The following is a 15754-nucleotide window of genomic DNA, read 5'->3' on the forward strand; positions in this document are numbered from 1 at the left end:
ATATTGGTTGACTGACACACCGCTTTCGCGAGCAGGCTCGCTCCCACATTTTTTGCTTCAGGGCTGGACCACGACTCCCGGCACCAACGGCAATTCCAGACTCGCCACAAAGCCGCCCTGCGGATGATTGGCCAGCGTCAGCGTGCCGCCATGCCGTTCCGCCGCGCGCTTGGCAATCGCCAGTCCCAGGCCATGCCCGGCAGCGGTCTGCCCCGGTGCCCGGTAGAACGGCTCGCCCAACTGATTCAGATGTTCGGTCTGCACCCCCGGCCCGTGGTCGCGCACGCTGATGACAATCCGCTCTCCCTGCCGCGCAGCCTGCAATTCGATCGGCTGATCGCTCGGGTTGAAGCGCTGGGCGTTGCGCAGCAGATTATCCACGGCGCGCTCGATCATCGTCGGCCAGCCTTTGAGATTCAGTTGTGGCTCAGCTTGCAGGCGCACGGTCTGCTCGGGGGAGCTGAGCTGCGCATCCTTTTGCAGCGTGGCGAGCAACGCATTCAGGTCCACTTCTTCAGCGCTGGCGTTGTCGGCATCGACTCGCGCCAGCACCAGAATTTCACTGATCAAGGCCTCCAGCCGGTCGCATTCGCGGGTCAGGCGTGGCCACAGTTTCTCGCGCTCTTGCGGGTTGGCACGCTCGGCCAAAGCCAACGCGATGCGCAGGCGCGCCAGTGGTGAGCGCAGTTCGTGGGAGACATCGCGCAGCAACTGGCGCTGACTGCCGATGAGGCTTTGCAGGCGCGCGCCCATCCGGTTGAAATCGGTGGCCAGCACGCCGAATTCGTCACGGCGGTTGGCCAGCTTCGCCAAGCTGTTCTGCTGATATGTGGTCTGCCCCAGATCATGCACCGCGCCGCGCAAGCGACTGAGCGGGCGGGTGATGGAGAAAGTCACGAGCAAACTGAACAGGGTCAGCACCACCAGCGCAATACCCAGCGCACTCAGCGGCCAGAGCAGGCTTTCGCGGTGCCAGGCGTCGAGTTCCGGGTGCGGGATGCGGTAGATGAACAGGTAGGTGTCACCGGTTTTTTCGCTGGTGATTTCGTCGGTCAGGCGCCGCCACGGCAGACGGCGATCGTCGTTGTTCTGCCGCGCTTCGAACGCGGCGGCGCGACGCGGGAAGGTGCCACGCACCACCGGATCGCCGGTTTCGTTGAGCACTTGAACGTCGATGTGATACTGGCGTTTGCGTTGTTCGAGGATATCCTGCGCGGCTTCTTCGCCTTGGGTTTCGTAAGTCTGCGTCCATTCCGCCGCCAGCGTGTTGAGGCCGGGATGGCGGCTGAGAATCCATGCGTCCTGATTGAGCATGTGCCCGAGCAGGATCGACAGCCCGGCTACCAGAGCGATGGCCAGCCAGAAGCTCGCAAGAATCCGCCAGAACAGTGAACGCACAGAAACTCCTCGAAAATTACAACGTTCAAATGTGGGAGCGAGCCTGCTCGCGAAGGCAGTGTCAGTCAATCCATCGCTGGCTGATACACCGCCTTCGCGAGCAGGCTCGCTCCCACATTCGATTTGAATGGAACAGGCCCGACGAGGTAAGTCGTCGGGCCCGGGGTCAAGCCATTATTGCGCCTTTTGTGCCTGCTGCGCTTTCCAGGCCTTGAACTCGGCCCACTCGGCGCGGCGTTCGGCGCGTTTCTTCTGGATTTCGTCGAACTGCTTCTGTTGCTCGGGTTTGAGCAGTGCGCGGACATCGGACTCGGCTTTCTTGTGGTTGGCCGCGATCTCGTCCTTCATGGCTTTCTGGTCGGCCGGCGAGAGTTTTTCCAGGTACTTGTCGACCACCTGCTTACGCTCGTGCATCTGCTCGCCCATGATCTTGCGAATCTGCTCGCGCTGTTCGCCGGTCAGGTCGAGCTGGCTGTACGGACCTTTGCCGTGCATGCCGCCGTGCATCTGACCGCCGTGGCGCGGGCCATCCAGCGGACCACCCAGCGGACCGCCATCCTGCGGCATGGCCATGGCCACGGTTGGCAGAGCGGCAGCGAACATCAGAGCGATAAGAGTCTTGCGCATGGTGTATCTCCTTGTCTCGTTCCCGGTACGTTCCGGATGAGTGCAGATTACGCAGATCAAGGTCAGCGGCGGTCAGCGCAGCGTAAAGCTTCGGTAAAGACGTTTCGTGCCCGGCCTTACACATATCCAGTGCAGGAGGTGCTGAAGGCTGCGATCTGATCGTTCCCACGCTCTGCGTGGGAATGCAGCCGAGGACGCTCTGCGTCCTGCAGCCTGAAGATCGCCGCCTTGGGCAGCTCGTACACGGAACAAGATGGTTTTATAGGCTGTAGTAGTAACCACGGCTACGCAGCGCGACGATGCGCGGGCGGCCGTCGGGGTGGGGGCCGATTTTTTTGCGCAGGTTGCTGACGTGCATGTCGAGGCTGCGGTCGTACAGGGTCAGCTTGCGGCCGAGGGCCAGTTGCGCCAGTTCCTGTTTGTCCAGCGGCTCGCCCGGCTGTTTGAGCAGGGCTTCGAGCAGGCGGCTTTCGGAGACGGTCAGGGTCAGTTCTTTTTCGTCGATGCTGACCACGCCGCGCACCGGGCTGAAACTCAGGTCGCCCAGCTCAAGTTGCGTCGATACGGCGGCCGGATGACTGCGCCGCAACACGGCACGCAGGCGCGCGGTCAGTTCGCGGGGGTCGCAGGGTTTGGCCAGATAATCGTCGGCGCCCAGTTCGAGGCCGAGGATGCGGTCCAGCGGTTCGCCCCGCGCTGACAGCATCAGCACCGGCAAGTCCGCGTGGTCGTTGCGCAGTTGTTTGAGCAGTTCCAGACCGCTGCCGTCGGGCAGCATCACGTCCAGCACCACCGCCGCCGGGGCGGTTTCGGCCAACGCCTTGCGGGCGCTCTGGCCGTCGTGGCAGGCGCGCACCTGGAAGCCTTCCTGGCTCAACCAGCTACTCAGGAGTTCGCACAACTCCTGGTCATCATCAATCAATAACAGCTCGCTCATGACTCACTCAATTTAGCCATTGCCGACGTTTTCGGCTTGCACCGCTGGCAAAGATACCGCAGAGCAGCGCCAATAGCGCTACTCCGGCGCCAGTGACGAACCACTGCTGTTGATCGGTCAGCAAACGCGGCAGCGGGCTGGCCTGGGCTTCCTTGAGTTGCAGCTTCAGACGCTGGTTCTCCTGGCGCAGCCGGGCGAGCTGGGCGCTTTCGCGGGTGTTGTCGGCATTTTGCAGTTGTTTGTTCAGTTCTTCGCGCTGCTGCTCACTGGCCTTGAGCCGCTGTTGCAGCTCGGTGATCTGGCTGCCGGCGCTCAATGACAATGGCGTGGAGCTGCCGCTTTCGGTGGTTTCCTCACCATGGGCGGGGGCCATGATCGACAACGTGAGCAACATCAGACACAACGGACCCTTGCGCATCGCGACACCTGTTTCCAAATGGATATTGGGCAGGTTGTCGGCAGGCAAACGAGAATAATGAGCGATTGAGAGCGCGATGAACCGAGAAGGTTCATCGCGTGGCAGGACTTAAGGCAGGACTTGCTTGAACGGTTTGACGATTACATTGGCGTAGACGCCGGCGGCAATGTACGGATCGGCATCGGCCCAGGCCTGTGCGGCGCTGAGGGACTCGAACTCGGCGACGATCAGGCTGCCGGTGAAACCCGCTGCGCCCGGATCATTGCTGTCGACCGCCGGGTGCGGGCCCGCCAGCACGATGCGGCCTTCGCCCTTGAGCGCTTGCAGGCGTTCCAGATGCGCCGGGCGCGCGGACAGGCGAGCTTCGAGCGAGTTGGCAACGTCGGTGGCAATGATGGCGTAGAGCATGTCAGTCCTCGGTTTTTGGCGTTGTGGTATCGGTGTCATGCAGATGGCGCGACAGGTAAACGCCCTGTGCGACCAGGAACAGCACGGTCATGCCCAGGCTGCCGAACACCTTGAAGTCGACCCAGATGCTCTGGAACGTGAAAGCAACGAACAGGTTGGCGGCGCCGCAGAACAGGAAGAACGCGATCCAGGCGATGTTCAGGCGGGTCCAGACCGGGTCCGGCAGGGTCAGCGCGTGACCCATGATGCGTTTGATCAGCAAGCGATCGCCGATGAAGTGGCTACCGATGAACGCCGCAGCGAACAGCCAGTTGACCACCGGCGCTTTCCATTTCAGGAAGGTTTCGCTGTGGAAGGCCAGCGTCAGGCTGCCGAATACCAGACAGGCGATCAGCGTCAGCCACTGGCTCTTTTCCAGCTTGCGCTGCTTGATGAACAGCGCGCCGTACACCACCAGGGAACTGATGATCAGCATCGCCGTGGCGCTGTAGATACCGCCTACGGTCACTTGCTGGCCGGCAATGTCGACGACCCGTGGATCAAGTTTGTAAACGATGAAGAACAGCAGAAGCGGGATGAAATCGATGAATTGTTTCACAGTGAGAGCCAGAAGCTGGATGTGGCGGCATAATAACAAACATATGGGCGCGCGATAGCGCCAGCTGATTTGAGGTTACAACTCCCCGTGAATGTTGATTTGCACTGCCACAGCACGGCCTCCGATGGCGCCCTGGCGCCTGCGGTTCTGGTTGCGCGAGCGTTCGAAAACGGCGTGCGAGTCCTGGCGTTGACCGACCACGACACCCTCGAAGGCCTTGCCGAAGCGCGTACGGCGGCGACCGAGTTGGGCATGCAACTGGTCAACGGCGTCGAATTGTCCTGCACTTGGGGCGGGGCGACCATTCATGTGCTGGGCTACGGTTTCGACGTCAACGCTGCGCCGTTGGTTGAAGCAATCGCGAAATTGCACGATGGCCGCTGGCTGCGGTCGGAAGAAATAAGCCGCAAGCTCGCTCTGAAGGGCATGCCCGGTGCCCTCGACGGCGCCCGGCAGATCCAGCAGGAGCTGGGCGACAGCGGCAACGCGCCGGCCCGGCCGCATTTCGCCGACTGGATGGTGCGTGAAGGTTATGTAAAGGATCGCGCCGAGGCGTTTCGCAAATGGCTCGGCGCCGGCAAGCTCGGCGACGTCAAGCTGCACTGGCCGACCCTGGAAGACACCGTCGCCACCCTGCGCGCCGCCGGTGCCTGGGTCAGCCTGGCGCATCCCTGGCACTACGATTTCACCCGTAGCAAGCGCCGAAAGCTGATTGCCGACTATATTCAAGCAGGCGGGCATGCTATCGAGGTGGTCAATGGCCATCAGCCCGCAGAACAGGTGGGCAGCCTGGCGATCCTTGCCCGTGAGTTCGGTCTGCTGGTCAGCGCCGGCAGTGACTTCCATGGCCCTGGCGGCTGGTCCGAGATCGGCCAGTACCGGCCGGTTCCCGAGGACCTTCCACCCCTGTGGTGTCGGTTCAAACATGACACAGATATTGCCGCCGTCTGAACAGGTAGAGAATGTGAGTCAATTTTTCCAGATACATCCGGAAAACCCGCAAGCGCGCCTGATCAAACAGGCGGTCGAGATCATCCGCAAGGGCGGGGTGGTGATTTATCCCACGGACTCGTCCTACGCCATCGGTTGCCAGATCGGCGACAAGACCGCCATCGAGCGTGTGCGACGTCTGCGTCAGCTCGATGAAAAGCACAACTTCGCGCTGATCTGCAGCGACCTGTCGCAACTGGGCAATTACGCCAAGATCGACACCGGCACCTTCCGCATTCTCAAGGCGCACCTGCCGGGGCCTTACACCTTTATTCTCAACGCCACCCGCGAAGTGCCGCGCCTGTTGCTGCATCCGAAAAAACGCACCATCGGCCTGCGCGTGCCAAGCCATCCGATCGCGCTGGCGCTGCTGGCCGAACTCGGCGAGCCGCTGATGAGCGTGACGCTGATCATGCCCGGCGATGAAGACCCACTTACCGATCCCTACGAAATGCGCCAGTTGCTCGAGCACCAGGTCGATCTGATCATCGACGGCGGCTTTGGCGGCATCAAGGCCTCGACGGTGATTGACCTGACCGGCGACGACCCGGAAGTGGTCCGCGTCGGTTGCGGCGATCCGACGCCGTTCATGGTCGAGGCCTGAATGTCCGCAGTGGAAACCGTGGTCGATCCTCAGGCCGGCGCCCAGCAGGAACTGCCGTTCGCGATGGTCTATGGTCAGGCGGTCATGGAAATGCCGCTGGACCTGTACATCCCGCCGGATGCGCTGGAAGTCTTTCTTGAAGCCTTCGAAGGCCCGCTCGACCTGCTGCTGTATCTGATCCGCAAACAGAACATCAACATCCTCGACATCCCGGTGGCGGAAATCACCCGCCAGTACATGGGCTACGTCGAGTTGATGCAATCGGTGCGTCTGGAGCTGGCCGCCGAATACCTGGTGATGGCGGCGATGCTCGCCGAGATCAAATCGCGCATGCTTCTGCCGCGCGCCGAAACCGTCGAAGATGAAGAAGACGACCCGCGCGCTGAACTGATCCGCCGCTTGCAGGAATACGAGCGCTTCAAGGCCGCTGCCGAAGGTATCGATGGGTTGAGCCGGGTCGGCCGCGATGTGATCGTGCCCAAGCTCGACGCCCCGGAAGCGCGGGCGCGCAAGCTGTTGCCCGACGTCGCGCTGGAAGAGATTCTGATGTGCATGGCCGAAGTGCTGCGCCGTGGCGACATGTTCGAAAGCCACCAGGTCAGCCGTGAAGCGCTGTCCACCCGCGAACGCATGAGCGATGTGCTGGAACGGCTCAAGGGCGGCGGCTTCGTGCCGTTTGTCGAGCTGTTCACCGCCGAAGAAGGCCGCCTGGGTGTGGTGGTGACCTTCATGGCGATCCTTGAACTGGTCAAGGAATCCTTGGTCGAGCTGGTGCAGAATGAGCCGTTCGCCGCGATCCACGTGCGAGCCCGAGCCGAATAACGAGTCCCTGTATGAACCTGACTGAACCCCGCGAGCTGGCGTCCCTGCTTGAAGCCTTTCTGTTGGCCTCGGGAAAGCCGCAATCCCTCGAGCGCCTGTATGAACTGTTTGAAGAAGGCGAGCGGCCGGAGCCGGCGGTCTTCAAGAAAGCCCTGACCCTGCTCGGCAAGTCCTGCGAGGGTCGCGCCTTTGAGCTCAAGGAAGTCTCGTCGGGCTATCGCTTGCAGATCCGCGAGAAGTTTTCACCGTGGGTCGGCCGTCTCTGGGAAGAGCGCCCGCAGCGCTATTCCCGTGCGTTGCTGGAGACCATCGCGCTGATCGCCTATCGCCAGCCGATCACCCGTGGCGAAATCGAAGACGTGCGTGGCGTGGCGGTCAACAGCAACATCGTCAAAACCTTGCTTGAGCGTGAGTGGATTCGCGTCGTCGGCTATCGCGACGTGCCGGGCAAACCGGCGATGTTCGCCACGACCAAAGCGTTTCTCGACCACTTCAACCTGAAAAACCTTGAAGACCTGCCGCCGCTGGCTGAACTGCGCGAGATGGAAGCCGAACCGGTGCTCGACTTCGACGACGCGCCGGTGCCGCAGAGCCTGCAGGAACTGGCCGACGCCAGCGCCGAACCGGAGGAGGAGAAGGAAGAAACCAGTTTCCATTCCCTGCTGCTGGAGCTGGACAGCATGGAAGAGGGCATCAAAACCGATTTCGACGATTTGCTGCGCGATGCGGTGGATGGCGAAGCGCCGGTGGCTGAGCCTGAGATCATCGAGCCGGTTGTTGAAGCTGAAGTTGAACTTGAAGCGGCGCCTGACGCCGAACCGGAAGAAGACATTCTCGGTGTCGCCGAGGCCCGCGAGAAACTCCTGGCCGCCGTTGCCGCCCTCGAACAGCCGGAGCCGGAACTCAGCGAAGAAGAAGCCGAAGCCCGCGCACTGGCCGAGGCGATCGAAGCCGAACGGCGCGAGTTCGAAGACTGACGCCTATCGAGAAACCAGTGAAGACGCTGTGGGAGCGAGCCTGCTCGCGAAGGCGGTGTGTCAGATACATTAATGCTGAATGACAACGGGCCTTCGCGAGCAGGCTCGCTCCCACAGGGTGAAATGTCGTTCTGGAGATTGCGATGAGCTCAACCAAAGACCCCTGTATCAGCCTCTGCAAATTTTCCGACGACATCTGCCTGGGCTGTGGCCGCAGCAAGCGCGAGATCAAGGCCTGGAAGAAGCTCGACAAGGACGACAAGCGCACCGTGCTGGCCGAAGCCGCGCTGCGCCTGATCAAACTGGGTGGTGCCGGTCGGCGGAAAAAGAAATAACCGGCAATCGATCAGCTAGTCTCTGATGCGCGACGACGCACATCCGCGTATGATTCGCGACCCTTCGCCGATCCCTTCGGCCTGGACCCAGTTTTCAATACTTCAGGCGCCGCCTGAACAGACCACACCGGGAGGTGCCCAGATGAGTGACATCAATCAGAAAGACGACCAGGAAATCGGCCCAGCAGGCGAAAAGCTGCAGAAAGTCCTCGCCCGTATCGGCGTCGGCTCGCGCCGTGACGTGGAATCCTGGATCAGCCAGGGCCGGATCAAGGTCAATGGCAAAGACGCCACCCTCGGCCTGCGCGTCGACATGCACGACGCCATTACCATCGATGGCAAGGTGATCAAACGCGAAGAGGCCGCCGAATCGGTGCGCCGCGTGATCATGTACAACAAGCCTGACGGCGAGATCTGCACCCGTGACGACCCGGAAGGCCGTCCGACCGTGTTCGACAAGCTGCCGCGTCCGAAAGAAGGCCGCTGGATCAACATCGGCCGTCTCGACATCAACACCACCGGTCTGCTGATGTTCACCACTGACGGTGAGCTGGCCAACCGTCTGATGCACCCGTCCTACGAGATGGACCGCGAGTACGCCGTGCGTGTACGCGGTGAAGTCGACGACGAGATGATCGAACGCCTGAAGGCCGGCGTGGTGCTGGAAGACGGTCCGGCGCGTTTCACCGACATTCAACAGGCGCCGGGCGGTGAGGGTTTCAACCACTGGTACCACTGCGTGGTCATGGAAGGGCGCAACCGTGAAGTGCGTCGTCTGTGGGAATCCCAAGGTCTGGTGGTCAGCCGTCTGAAGCGCGTGCGTTTCGGTCCGGTGTTCCTCAACTCCGACCTGCCGATGGGTCGCTGGCGCGAAATGAGCCAGTACGAAGTCGACGTGCTCAGCGCCGAAGTCGGCCTGACGCCGGTGGCAATGCCGCAGCTGAACGCCAAGAGCAAGGACAAACTCGAACGCATGCAGCGCAAATCGTCGCGGCCGATGGCCAAGACCGAGCGTGTACGCACCCTGCGTCCAGCCGCCGGCGCACCGACCGCGCCGCGCCCGAGCCGTGAGCCGCAGATCGAAGGCGAGCGTCCAGGTCGCAAGCCGGTTGCCCGTGACGGCGAGCGCGCACCGCGTCCGGCCAATGGCCGTACTGAGCGTGGCGAACGCGGCGCTCCTGCCGGTCGCGGTACGCCGGTAGCGGATCGTCCAGCCGACACCACCAACAAGCGCCCGGCCAAACCGGCGCCGAAGCGTCCGGGGATCAAACTGGTCGACGGCGACAAGCCCTCGGGCAAGCGTCGCGGCGCACCGGCTGGTTCCGGTCAGCGCCCGGGTTTTGGACGCAAGAAGCCTGAGTGAGGCAGCTGTGAGTTTCTAGCTGCAAGCTGCAAGTTGAAGCAAAAACGCCAACCTCAGGGTTGGCGTTTTTTTTGTCTGGACGAAAGTCTGTGCTGACACCGATCGTTCCCACGCTCTGCGTTGGGATGCCTCAACGGACGCTCCGCGTTCGGCTTTGGAAGGGACGCGGAGCGTCCGGGCTGCATTCCCACGCGGAGCGTGGGAACGATCATCTGCGGCTTACATAAATCCCCTGTGGGAGCGAGCCTGCTCGCGAAGGCGTCAGTCGCCTAAAACACAAAGCGCCCGTCAAACACCGGCTTGTCATCCAGCGCCAATACCCCGCCAGAAAAGATCAGATCCAGGTGATGGCTGCCCTTGGCACCACCGCCCAATCCGAGATGCAGCCCACAATGCCGCTCCTCAAACCCGGCATTGCGCGCATACAGATCCTTCACGCCTTCGTTTGTGCCAATCCCCAACTCCTCAATCCGCCGGTTCGACGGGTTGGCATCCAGGTACTTGTTGAAATCATGTTCCAGCCCCGGCACGTCGGTGGCGATGCGGCTGATGGTCGAGTTCTCGATCCACAGCTCCAGCGGTGATTCCAGCACGCCGTACTTGCGCGCGAAGGGGATGGTGCTGAGGAAGGTGCCCTTGAACTTCACATGGCCATTGATGGCTTCGCTATGGGTGGCGATTTCGCCGGGGGCGAGGTCGAAGTTGCCGACGCCGTTGATGTCGGTCCACTTCTTGATGCTGCTCATCGGCGTTTCGAACCATGAGCCGTGGTCATCCTTGAAACTCAGCGTGGTCGCTTGGGACATGCGCTGGATCAGGTGACTGTTGAGCCCGGCGATACGTTGCGGGGTGATGCTGAAGGTGTCGTAGAAATAGTCGCCGTAATCCTTGAACAGCAGCGACTTCTTCCAGTTTTCCGCCATCACCGCTTGCAGTGCGCGGACGAACTCCGGGCCGTCTGGGCGCGGGTTGGGCAGGGTGGAAGAGTCGTAGAAGAAAATGTACAGATCGCTGTCGGCAATTGCCTCGGACAGCGCTGCGGTACTTTCCAGGTCCAGACGCCGGGCGCTGAACTGAAAGCGCGGATGTTCGCCGGCCTGTTCGGCAATGGCGCCGGTCAGGGCTTCGTAATCTGCGGTGTGGCCAAGCATGACCTTCGCCGAGTCGAGGCCGGCGAGGGCAGGGTGATGTTCGAGGTAGTAAAGGAAATGCGAGATGGCGCGGGGCTTGTCCATGAATCCTCCCTGACTGACCGGGGAATGAAGCGGCAGGCACGACCGGCCGGACCGTGCCTGCCCGGGATGTCTTACAGAGGCCACATCGCCGTGCCGAACGGAACCACCGCATCGGCTTGCATCATTTCCACAGCGGCCTCATGGGTTGGCGCTTCAAACCATTCGTCCAGTTGCAGTTCGGTATCCAAGTCTTTTTCCAGTGCTTGCATGGTCGATCTCCTAGAGAATTTCACGGTTTATGACTGACCGGTCGAGGTGGCCGGTGAGACGTGAAAAACCTAGTTGAGGCTTTTTCGTAATGCAAAATTTTATCCATTTAATTTTTAAATAGACTTTTTGTTCTGTTTTTCAGGATCGATTTTCTTATTTGAAAACAAAAAACTAGGCAGGCGAAATTGATAGCAAGCTAGCTACCGTCAATATGCAGACATCCTTCGGAAAATTCTGATTCGGAAAATATTCGTTACGCGCTGTAAACAAAACGTGACGAATAGACCCCGCCGGAGCGGTGATTTCCCGCCTCCGCATCGGTTGTAAGGAAAAGCTTCCGTAAGCCGGGGGAACAGCTGCCGCGCAAGGCTCTGGCGCGCTTGTTTCCAGTGTTCAGGCAGGGTGTGATGCGCCCCATGCCTGTCGTGCAGGCGAATAACAAGAAGGAGGCGCAATGAACGCCGCGACTGATTTCCACTTCTCCCCGTGGGACGGTTTTTTCCTCGTCCCCGTCGATGGCCTGCAAAGGCCTGACTCATATTTTGCAGCCGCTCGGCACTGTCGAGGCGGACACGCGCAATCCCGGCAACCGACACGCTGATCAGGCGGGTCTGGCAGCAGGGGGTTAGCGGTGTACAATGCGCCGCGTTTTAACTGTGACCCTCTGCGTAATCGCAAAAATCTCGAGGCTATCCGCCTTGTTCACTCCGCCGCGCCACAAGCGTGCCGGGTTCGATTTCGTCACAGATAAAAACAAACAGGTGACGCATGACCGTTGTAAATGAGCTGAACTCCTGGTGCCTGCGCTGGGGTTTGATCGGGGCTGCCTGAAATCGCAACCTTGCAGCAACGTCTACTGAACATCATCAAACCTTGCGTGAGACCTTTTTCATGAGTGGACAACCCTCGCAAACAGGCGAGCTTAAACGCGGCCTGAAAAATCGCCATATTCAACTGATCGCCCTCGGTGGCGCGATCGGTACCGGATTGTTCCTCGGTTCTGCCGGGGTGCTGAAATCCGCCGGCCCGTCGATGATCCTCGGCTACGCCATCTGCGGCTTCATCGCCTTCATGATCATGCGCCAGCTCGGCGAAATGATCGTCGAAGAGCCGGTGGCCGGTTCCTTCAGCCACTTCGCGCACAAATACTGGGGCGGTTTCGCCGGTTTCCTCTCGGGCTGGAACTGCTGGATTCTTTATATTCTGGTGGGCATGTCCGAGCTGACAGCGGTCGGCAAGTACATCCATTACTGGGCGCCGGACATCCCGACCTGGGTCTCCGCGGCAGCATTCTTCGTGCTGATCAACGCGATCAACCTGGCCAACGTCAAAGTCTTCGGTGAAGCCGAATTCTGGTTTGCGATCATCAAGGTTGTGGCGATTGTCGGCATGATCGCGCTGGGCAGCTACCTGTTGGTCAGCGGCCATGGCGGCCCGCAAGCCTCGGTGAGCAACCTGTGGTCCCACGGCGGTTTCTTCCCCAATGGGGTGAGCGGTCTGGTGATGGCCATGGCGATCATCATGTTCTCCTTCGGCGGTCTGGAAATGCTCGGTTTCACCGCCGCTGAAGCCGACAAGCCAAAAACCGTGATCCCGAAAGCGATCAACCAGGTGATCTACCGCATCCTGATTTTCTACATTGGCGCGCTGGTGATCCTGCTGTCGCTGACCCCGTGGGATAGCCTGCTGGAAACCCTCAATGCGTCGGGCGATTCCTACAGCGGCAGCCCGTTCGTACAAGTGTTCTCGATGCTCGGCAGCAACACCGCCGCGCACATCCTCAACTTCGTTGTGCTGACCGCCGCACTGTCGGTGTACAACAGCGGCACCTACTGCAACAGCCGTATGCTGCTGGGCATGGCCGAGCAGGGTGATGCGCCGAAAGGTCTGGCGAAGATCGATAAACGCGGCGTGCCGGTGCGTTCGATTCTGGCTTCGGCGGCAGTGACGCTGGTTGCCGTGTTGCTCAACTACCTGATCCCGCAGCATGCGCTGGAACTGCTGATGTCGCTGGTGGTTGCGACGCTGGTGATCAACTGGGCGATGATCAGCTACTCGCACTTCAAATTCCGCCAGCACATGAACCAGACCAGACAGACGCCACTGTTCAAGGCGCTGTGGTACCCGTACGGCAACTTCGTCTGCCTGGCGTTCGTGGTGTTCATCCTCGGCGTGATGCTGCTGATCCCGGGGATTCAGATATCGGTATACGCGATTCCGGTGTGGGTGGTGTTCATGTGGGTCTGCTACCTGATCAAGAACAAGCGCAGTGTGCAGCCGGTGGTGGCTGCGACCGCGAAATAACCTCGCAGGCAGAAACGACAAACCCGGCCAGAGTGCCGGGTTTGTTGTTTTGCAATGGAAAAATCTGGCATCACACCGAACCCTGTGGGAGCGAGCCTGCTCGCGAAAGCGGTCCATCAGAAACATCTGCATCGACTGACACACCGCCTTCGCGAGCAGGCTCGCTCCCACAGAGGTTGAGTGAATCGGGTTATCCTGCACGCTCTGATTACGGACGCTTTTCCATGCTGGTGATTTCCAACAACGTGCATCTGCCGGATGCCGAGATCGAATTGACCGCCATCCGCGCGCAAGGCGCCGGTGGGCAGAATGTCAACAAGGTCTCCAGCGCCATGCACTTGCGCTTCGACATTCCCAACTCGTCATTGCCGGAGTTCTACAAGGAACGCCTGCTGGCGCTGCGTGACAGCCGCATCACCAGCGACGGCGTGCTGATCATCAAGGCGCAGCAATACCGCACCCAGGAAGCCAACCGCGCCGATGCGCTGGAGCGGCTGGTCGAGCTGATTCTCAGCGCCACCAAAGTGGAAAAGAAACGCCGCCCGACCAAGCCGACCCTCGGCTCGAAGAAGCGTCGGCTGGAGTCGAAAACCAAGCGCGGCAGTATCAAGGCCGGGCGCGGCAAGGTGGACTTCTAAACCTCGCGATACTTCGCCGTGTGCTTGTACAGATAGACACTCAAGCCAAGGCCGCTCAACGCTGCAAATGCGGCGAACAGGAAGATCGAAGCAAAACCGAATCCTGCTGCGATCGCCCCGGCCAGCGGCCCGGTGATCCCCAGCGACAAATCAATGAACAGTGAATAGGCACCGACCGCCGCGCCACGGCTCGAGGCCGGCACCAGATTCACCGCCTCCACGCCCAGCGCCGGGAACACCAGCGAGAAGCCGAAACCGCTCAGCGCCGCGCCCGCCAGTGCCCAATGCGCATCCGGCGCGATCCACAGCAACAACAAACCCAACGTTTCCACCGACAGGCAGGCAATCGCCACGCGGAATCCGCCGAGGCGGTTGATCAGGTTGCCGAACAGCAGCCGCGCGCCGATGAAGCTGGCGCCGAACAGGCTCAGGCACAGCACCGCGTTGTCCCAGTGCTGGGTCGCGTAGTACAGGGTGATGAAAGTGGCGATGGTGCCGAAGCCGATCGAACCCAGCGCGAGCCCGCAGCCGTGGGGGAAGACTTTGCCCAGCACATGCATGAACGGCAGGCGTTCACCGGCGACGATCGGCGCGGCGGTCTTCGGCCATGCCAGCGCCAGACCGAGCAGGGCGAGGAGGATGATGCTCACGCCCATGCTCCACAGCCCCAACCTGCTTACCAGCCACACACCGAACGGCGCGCCGATCGCCAGGGCGCCGTAACTGGCGATGCCGTTCCAGGAAATCACTTTCGCCGTATTCGCCGCGCCGACCCGGCCGATGCCCCAGCCAATCGAACCGGAACCGACCAGGCTTTCCGCGCTGCCCAGCACCAGACGGCCAATTAAGAGGCTGATCAGACTGAGCAGCGGCAGGTTCGGCGTCCACGCGGAAATCAGCATGAACACACCGCTCAAGCCGCAACCAGCGAGGCCAATCATCACTGCGCGTTTACTGCCCTGGTTGTCGATGATCTTGCCGGCATATGGACGGCTGAGCAGGGTGGCGAGGTATTGCACGCTGATCACCAGCCCGGCGATCACGGCGCCGAAACCAAGGTCACTGTGGACATAGCCCGGCAACACGGCGAGCGGGATGCCGATGTTCAGGTAACCGATAAAGGTGAAGAGGACGATGGAGACTACTTGCAGCGTAACCGCCAGCGGACGCTGGGGCTCGGATATAGACGACATGGGTAACGATCCACGGGAGCAGCAGATTAGATAGGCTGCTCATGATACCGGCGTGAACCGTTCAGGGGCGGGGAAAAGTGAAACTATTTGCCGGGCGGCGCTTTCAGGATTTCGCCGGGGCGACCAGTTGCGTGGTGACGAGGGCGGCGAGGGCGTTTTCTTCGCTGCCGAAACGTTCGAGCAGGGCAGCTTGCTTCTCGGGCGAGAGGCGATTCCAGATCTCGATCATTTTCTCGGTGGCGCCGATCAGCACGGCAGCTTGGCTTTCGGAGAATTCGTCGGTCATGGCGGGCTCGGGTTTCAGGCAGTGTGGAAAGCGCATGTTAGCGCTTTCCACACGGTCTGTACGGAGGGTCTTACTCTTCGCTGTCGGCTTTGCGGCTGTCAGCGGCTTCTTGCGGCTCGGGCTTTTCAGCGCCGGTGTGTTGCGGGGTCGTCTGCTCAGGTACGTGCAGGCTTGGGAAGGGGAGATTGGGAATCTCGTGCATGGGTGCGCTCCTCGCTAAGTCTGTTGATAGATCAGGTGCTCCGCGCTTTACAAAGCCTGCGCAGGATACAGCAGGAAAAATGACAATCAGACTTTTAATTCAAATTAATGCGACAGATGGCCGCAGGAAGGAAGCCAGAAGGTCACCGCAGATACAAATGTAGGAGCTGCCGAAGGCTGCGATCTTTTGATCTTCGATCGTTCCCACGC

The 15754-nt window shown here is 60.8% G+C and carries 19 protein-coding genes; 8 read left to right on the forward strand and 11 right to left on the reverse strand.

Features of this window, described 5'->3' with window-relative positions; translation table 11 throughout:
- Positions 1 to 57: 57 nt before the first annotated feature.
- The 6 genes from FEE99_RS12150 to FEE99_RS12175 all read right to left on the reverse strand — a co-directional run bounded on the left by FEE99_RS12150 (position 58) and on the right by FEE99_RS12175 (position 4386).
- On the reverse strand, positions 58 to 1398 hold the full coding sequence (locus FEE99_RS12150; protein WP_041478982.1) for a sensor histidine kinase: 1341 nt from the start codon (positions 1396 to 1398) through the stop codon (positions 58 to 60).
- Between the two features lie 174 nt (positions 1399 to 1572).
- The gene (locus FEE99_RS12155; RefSeq protein ID WP_041478983.1) at positions 1573 to 2025 is read right to left on the reverse strand and encodes a Spy/CpxP family protein refolding chaperone; all 453 of its coding nucleotides are present in this window, start codon (positions 2023 to 2025) and stop codon (positions 1573 to 1575) included.
- Between the two features lie 259 nt (positions 2026 to 2284).
- Positions 2285 to 2962 carry a response regulator transcription factor gene (locus tag FEE99_RS12160; RefSeq protein ID WP_016771129.1) on the reverse strand — a complete coding sequence of 226 codons (678 nt, stop codon included), beginning with the start codon at positions 2960 to 2962 and terminating at the stop codon, positions 2285 to 2287.
- 7 nt (positions 2963 to 2969) lie between these two features.
- Positions 2970 to 3380, reverse strand: a complete 411-nt coding sequence (locus FEE99_RS12165) for a translation initiation factor 2 (RefSeq protein ID WP_016771128.1) — start codon at positions 3378 to 3380, stop codon at positions 2970 to 2972.
- Between the two features lie 108 nt (positions 3381 to 3488).
- Positions 3489 to 3788, reverse strand: coding sequence for a YciI family protein (locus FEE99_RS12170; RefSeq protein ID WP_041478984.1), 300 nt, complete (start codon positions 3786 to 3788; stop codon positions 3489 to 3491).
- A gap of 1 nt (position 3789) precedes the next feature.
- Entirely contained in the window at positions 3790 to 4386 is a 597-nt protein-coding gene (locus FEE99_RS12175; RefSeq protein WP_024012071.1) for a septation protein A, read from the reverse strand.
- An 87-nt stretch (positions 4387 to 4473) separates the two neighbouring features.
- On the opposite strand from FEE99_RS12175, the gene FEE99_RS12180 reads away from it, so the two are divergent.
- The 6 genes from FEE99_RS12180 (at position 4474) to rluB (ending at position 9477) form a co-directional block, all read left to right on the forward strand.
- A complete protein-coding gene (locus tag FEE99_RS12180) occupies positions 4474 to 5337 on the forward strand; it encodes a PHP domain-containing protein (protein WP_016771125.1) in 864 nt (287 codons plus the stop codon).
- A 13-nt stretch (positions 5338 to 5350) separates the two neighbouring features.
- A complete protein-coding gene (locus FEE99_RS12185) occupies positions 5351 to 5980 on the forward strand; it encodes an L-threonylcarbamoyladenylate synthase (protein ID WP_041478985.1) in 630 nt (209 codons plus the stop codon).
- Positions 5981 to 6103: 123 nt separating this feature from the next.
- Positions 6104 to 6802, forward strand: coding sequence for a segregation and condensation protein A (locus FEE99_RS12190; protein WP_172828192.1), 699 nt, complete (start codon positions 6104 to 6106; stop codon positions 6800 to 6802).
- Between the two features lie 11 nt (positions 6803 to 6813).
- Positions 6814 to 7779: an SMC-Scp complex subunit ScpB gene (gene scpB, locus FEE99_RS12195; protein WP_041478986.1), complete on the forward strand. Its 966-nt coding sequence runs from the start codon at positions 6814 to 6816 to the stop codon at positions 7777 to 7779.
- Between the two features lie 143 nt (positions 7780 to 7922).
- Positions 7923 to 8114 (forward strand): DUF1289 domain-containing protein, encoded by a 192-nt coding sequence (locus FEE99_RS12200; RefSeq protein ID WP_016771121.1) that lies wholly within the window; start codon positions 7923 to 7925, stop codon positions 8112 to 8114.
- Between the two features lie 142 nt (positions 8115 to 8256).
- Positions 8257 to 9477 carry a 23S rRNA pseudouridine(2605) synthase RluB gene (gene rluB / locus FEE99_RS12205; RefSeq protein ID WP_041478987.1) on the forward strand — a complete coding sequence of 407 codons (1221 nt, stop codon included), beginning with the start codon at positions 8257 to 8259 and terminating at the stop codon, positions 9475 to 9477.
- 269 nt (positions 9478 to 9746) lie between these two features.
- Here the strand turns inward: rluB and FEE99_RS12210 are convergent, their stop codons facing one another.
- Positions 9747 to 10712, reverse strand: a complete 966-nt coding sequence (locus FEE99_RS12210; protein WP_024012077.1) for a hypothetical protein — start codon at positions 10710 to 10712, stop codon at positions 9747 to 9749.
- A 71-nt stretch (positions 10713 to 10783) separates the two neighbouring features.
- Positions 10784 to 10921 (reverse strand): hypothetical protein, encoded by a 138-nt coding sequence (locus FEE99_RS12215; RefSeq protein ID WP_003222780.1) that lies wholly within the window; start codon positions 10919 to 10921, stop codon positions 10784 to 10786.
- 892 nt (positions 10922 to 11813) lie between these two features.
- On the opposite strand from FEE99_RS12215, the gene FEE99_RS12220 reads away from it, so the two are divergent.
- Entirely contained in the window at positions 11814 to 13226 is a 1413-nt protein-coding gene (locus FEE99_RS12220; protein ID WP_041478988.1) for an amino acid permease, read from the forward strand.
- A gap of 224 nt (positions 13227 to 13450) precedes the next feature.
- Positions 13451 to 13864: an alternative ribosome rescue aminoacyl-tRNA hydrolase ArfB gene (arfB, locus tag FEE99_RS12225; RefSeq protein WP_016771119.1), complete on the forward strand. Its 414-nt coding sequence runs from the start codon at positions 13451 to 13453 to the stop codon at positions 13862 to 13864.
- Here arfB and FEE99_RS12230 read toward each other — a convergent pair.
- From FEE99_RS12230 to FEE99_RS12240, 3 genes are all read right to left on the reverse strand, one after another.
- Positions 13861 to 15048 carry an MFS transporter gene (locus tag FEE99_RS12230; RefSeq protein WP_041479047.1) on the reverse strand — a complete coding sequence of 396 codons (1188 nt, stop codon included), beginning with the start codon at positions 15046 to 15048 and terminating at the stop codon, positions 13861 to 13863. The genes arfB and FEE99_RS12230 overlap by 4 nt on opposite strands.
- A gap of 112 nt (positions 15049 to 15160) precedes the next feature.
- The gene (locus FEE99_RS12235; protein ID WP_039761215.1) at positions 15161 to 15343 is read right to left on the reverse strand and encodes a hypothetical protein; all 183 of its coding nucleotides are present in this window, start codon (positions 15341 to 15343) and stop codon (positions 15161 to 15163) included.
- A 70-nt stretch (positions 15344 to 15413) separates the two neighbouring features.
- Positions 15414 to 15545 carry a hypothetical protein gene (locus FEE99_RS12240; RefSeq protein WP_256675357.1) on the reverse strand — a complete coding sequence of 44 codons (132 nt, stop codon included), beginning with the start codon at positions 15543 to 15545 and terminating at the stop codon, positions 15414 to 15416.
- Positions 15546 to 15754: the final 209 nt, after the last annotated feature.

Origin of the sequence: Pseudomonas sp. ef1, assembly GCF_007293365.2 — a bacterium.
GTDB lineage: Bacteria > Pseudomonadota > Gammaproteobacteria > Pseudomonadales > Pseudomonadaceae > Aquipseudomonas > Aquipseudomonas siliginis.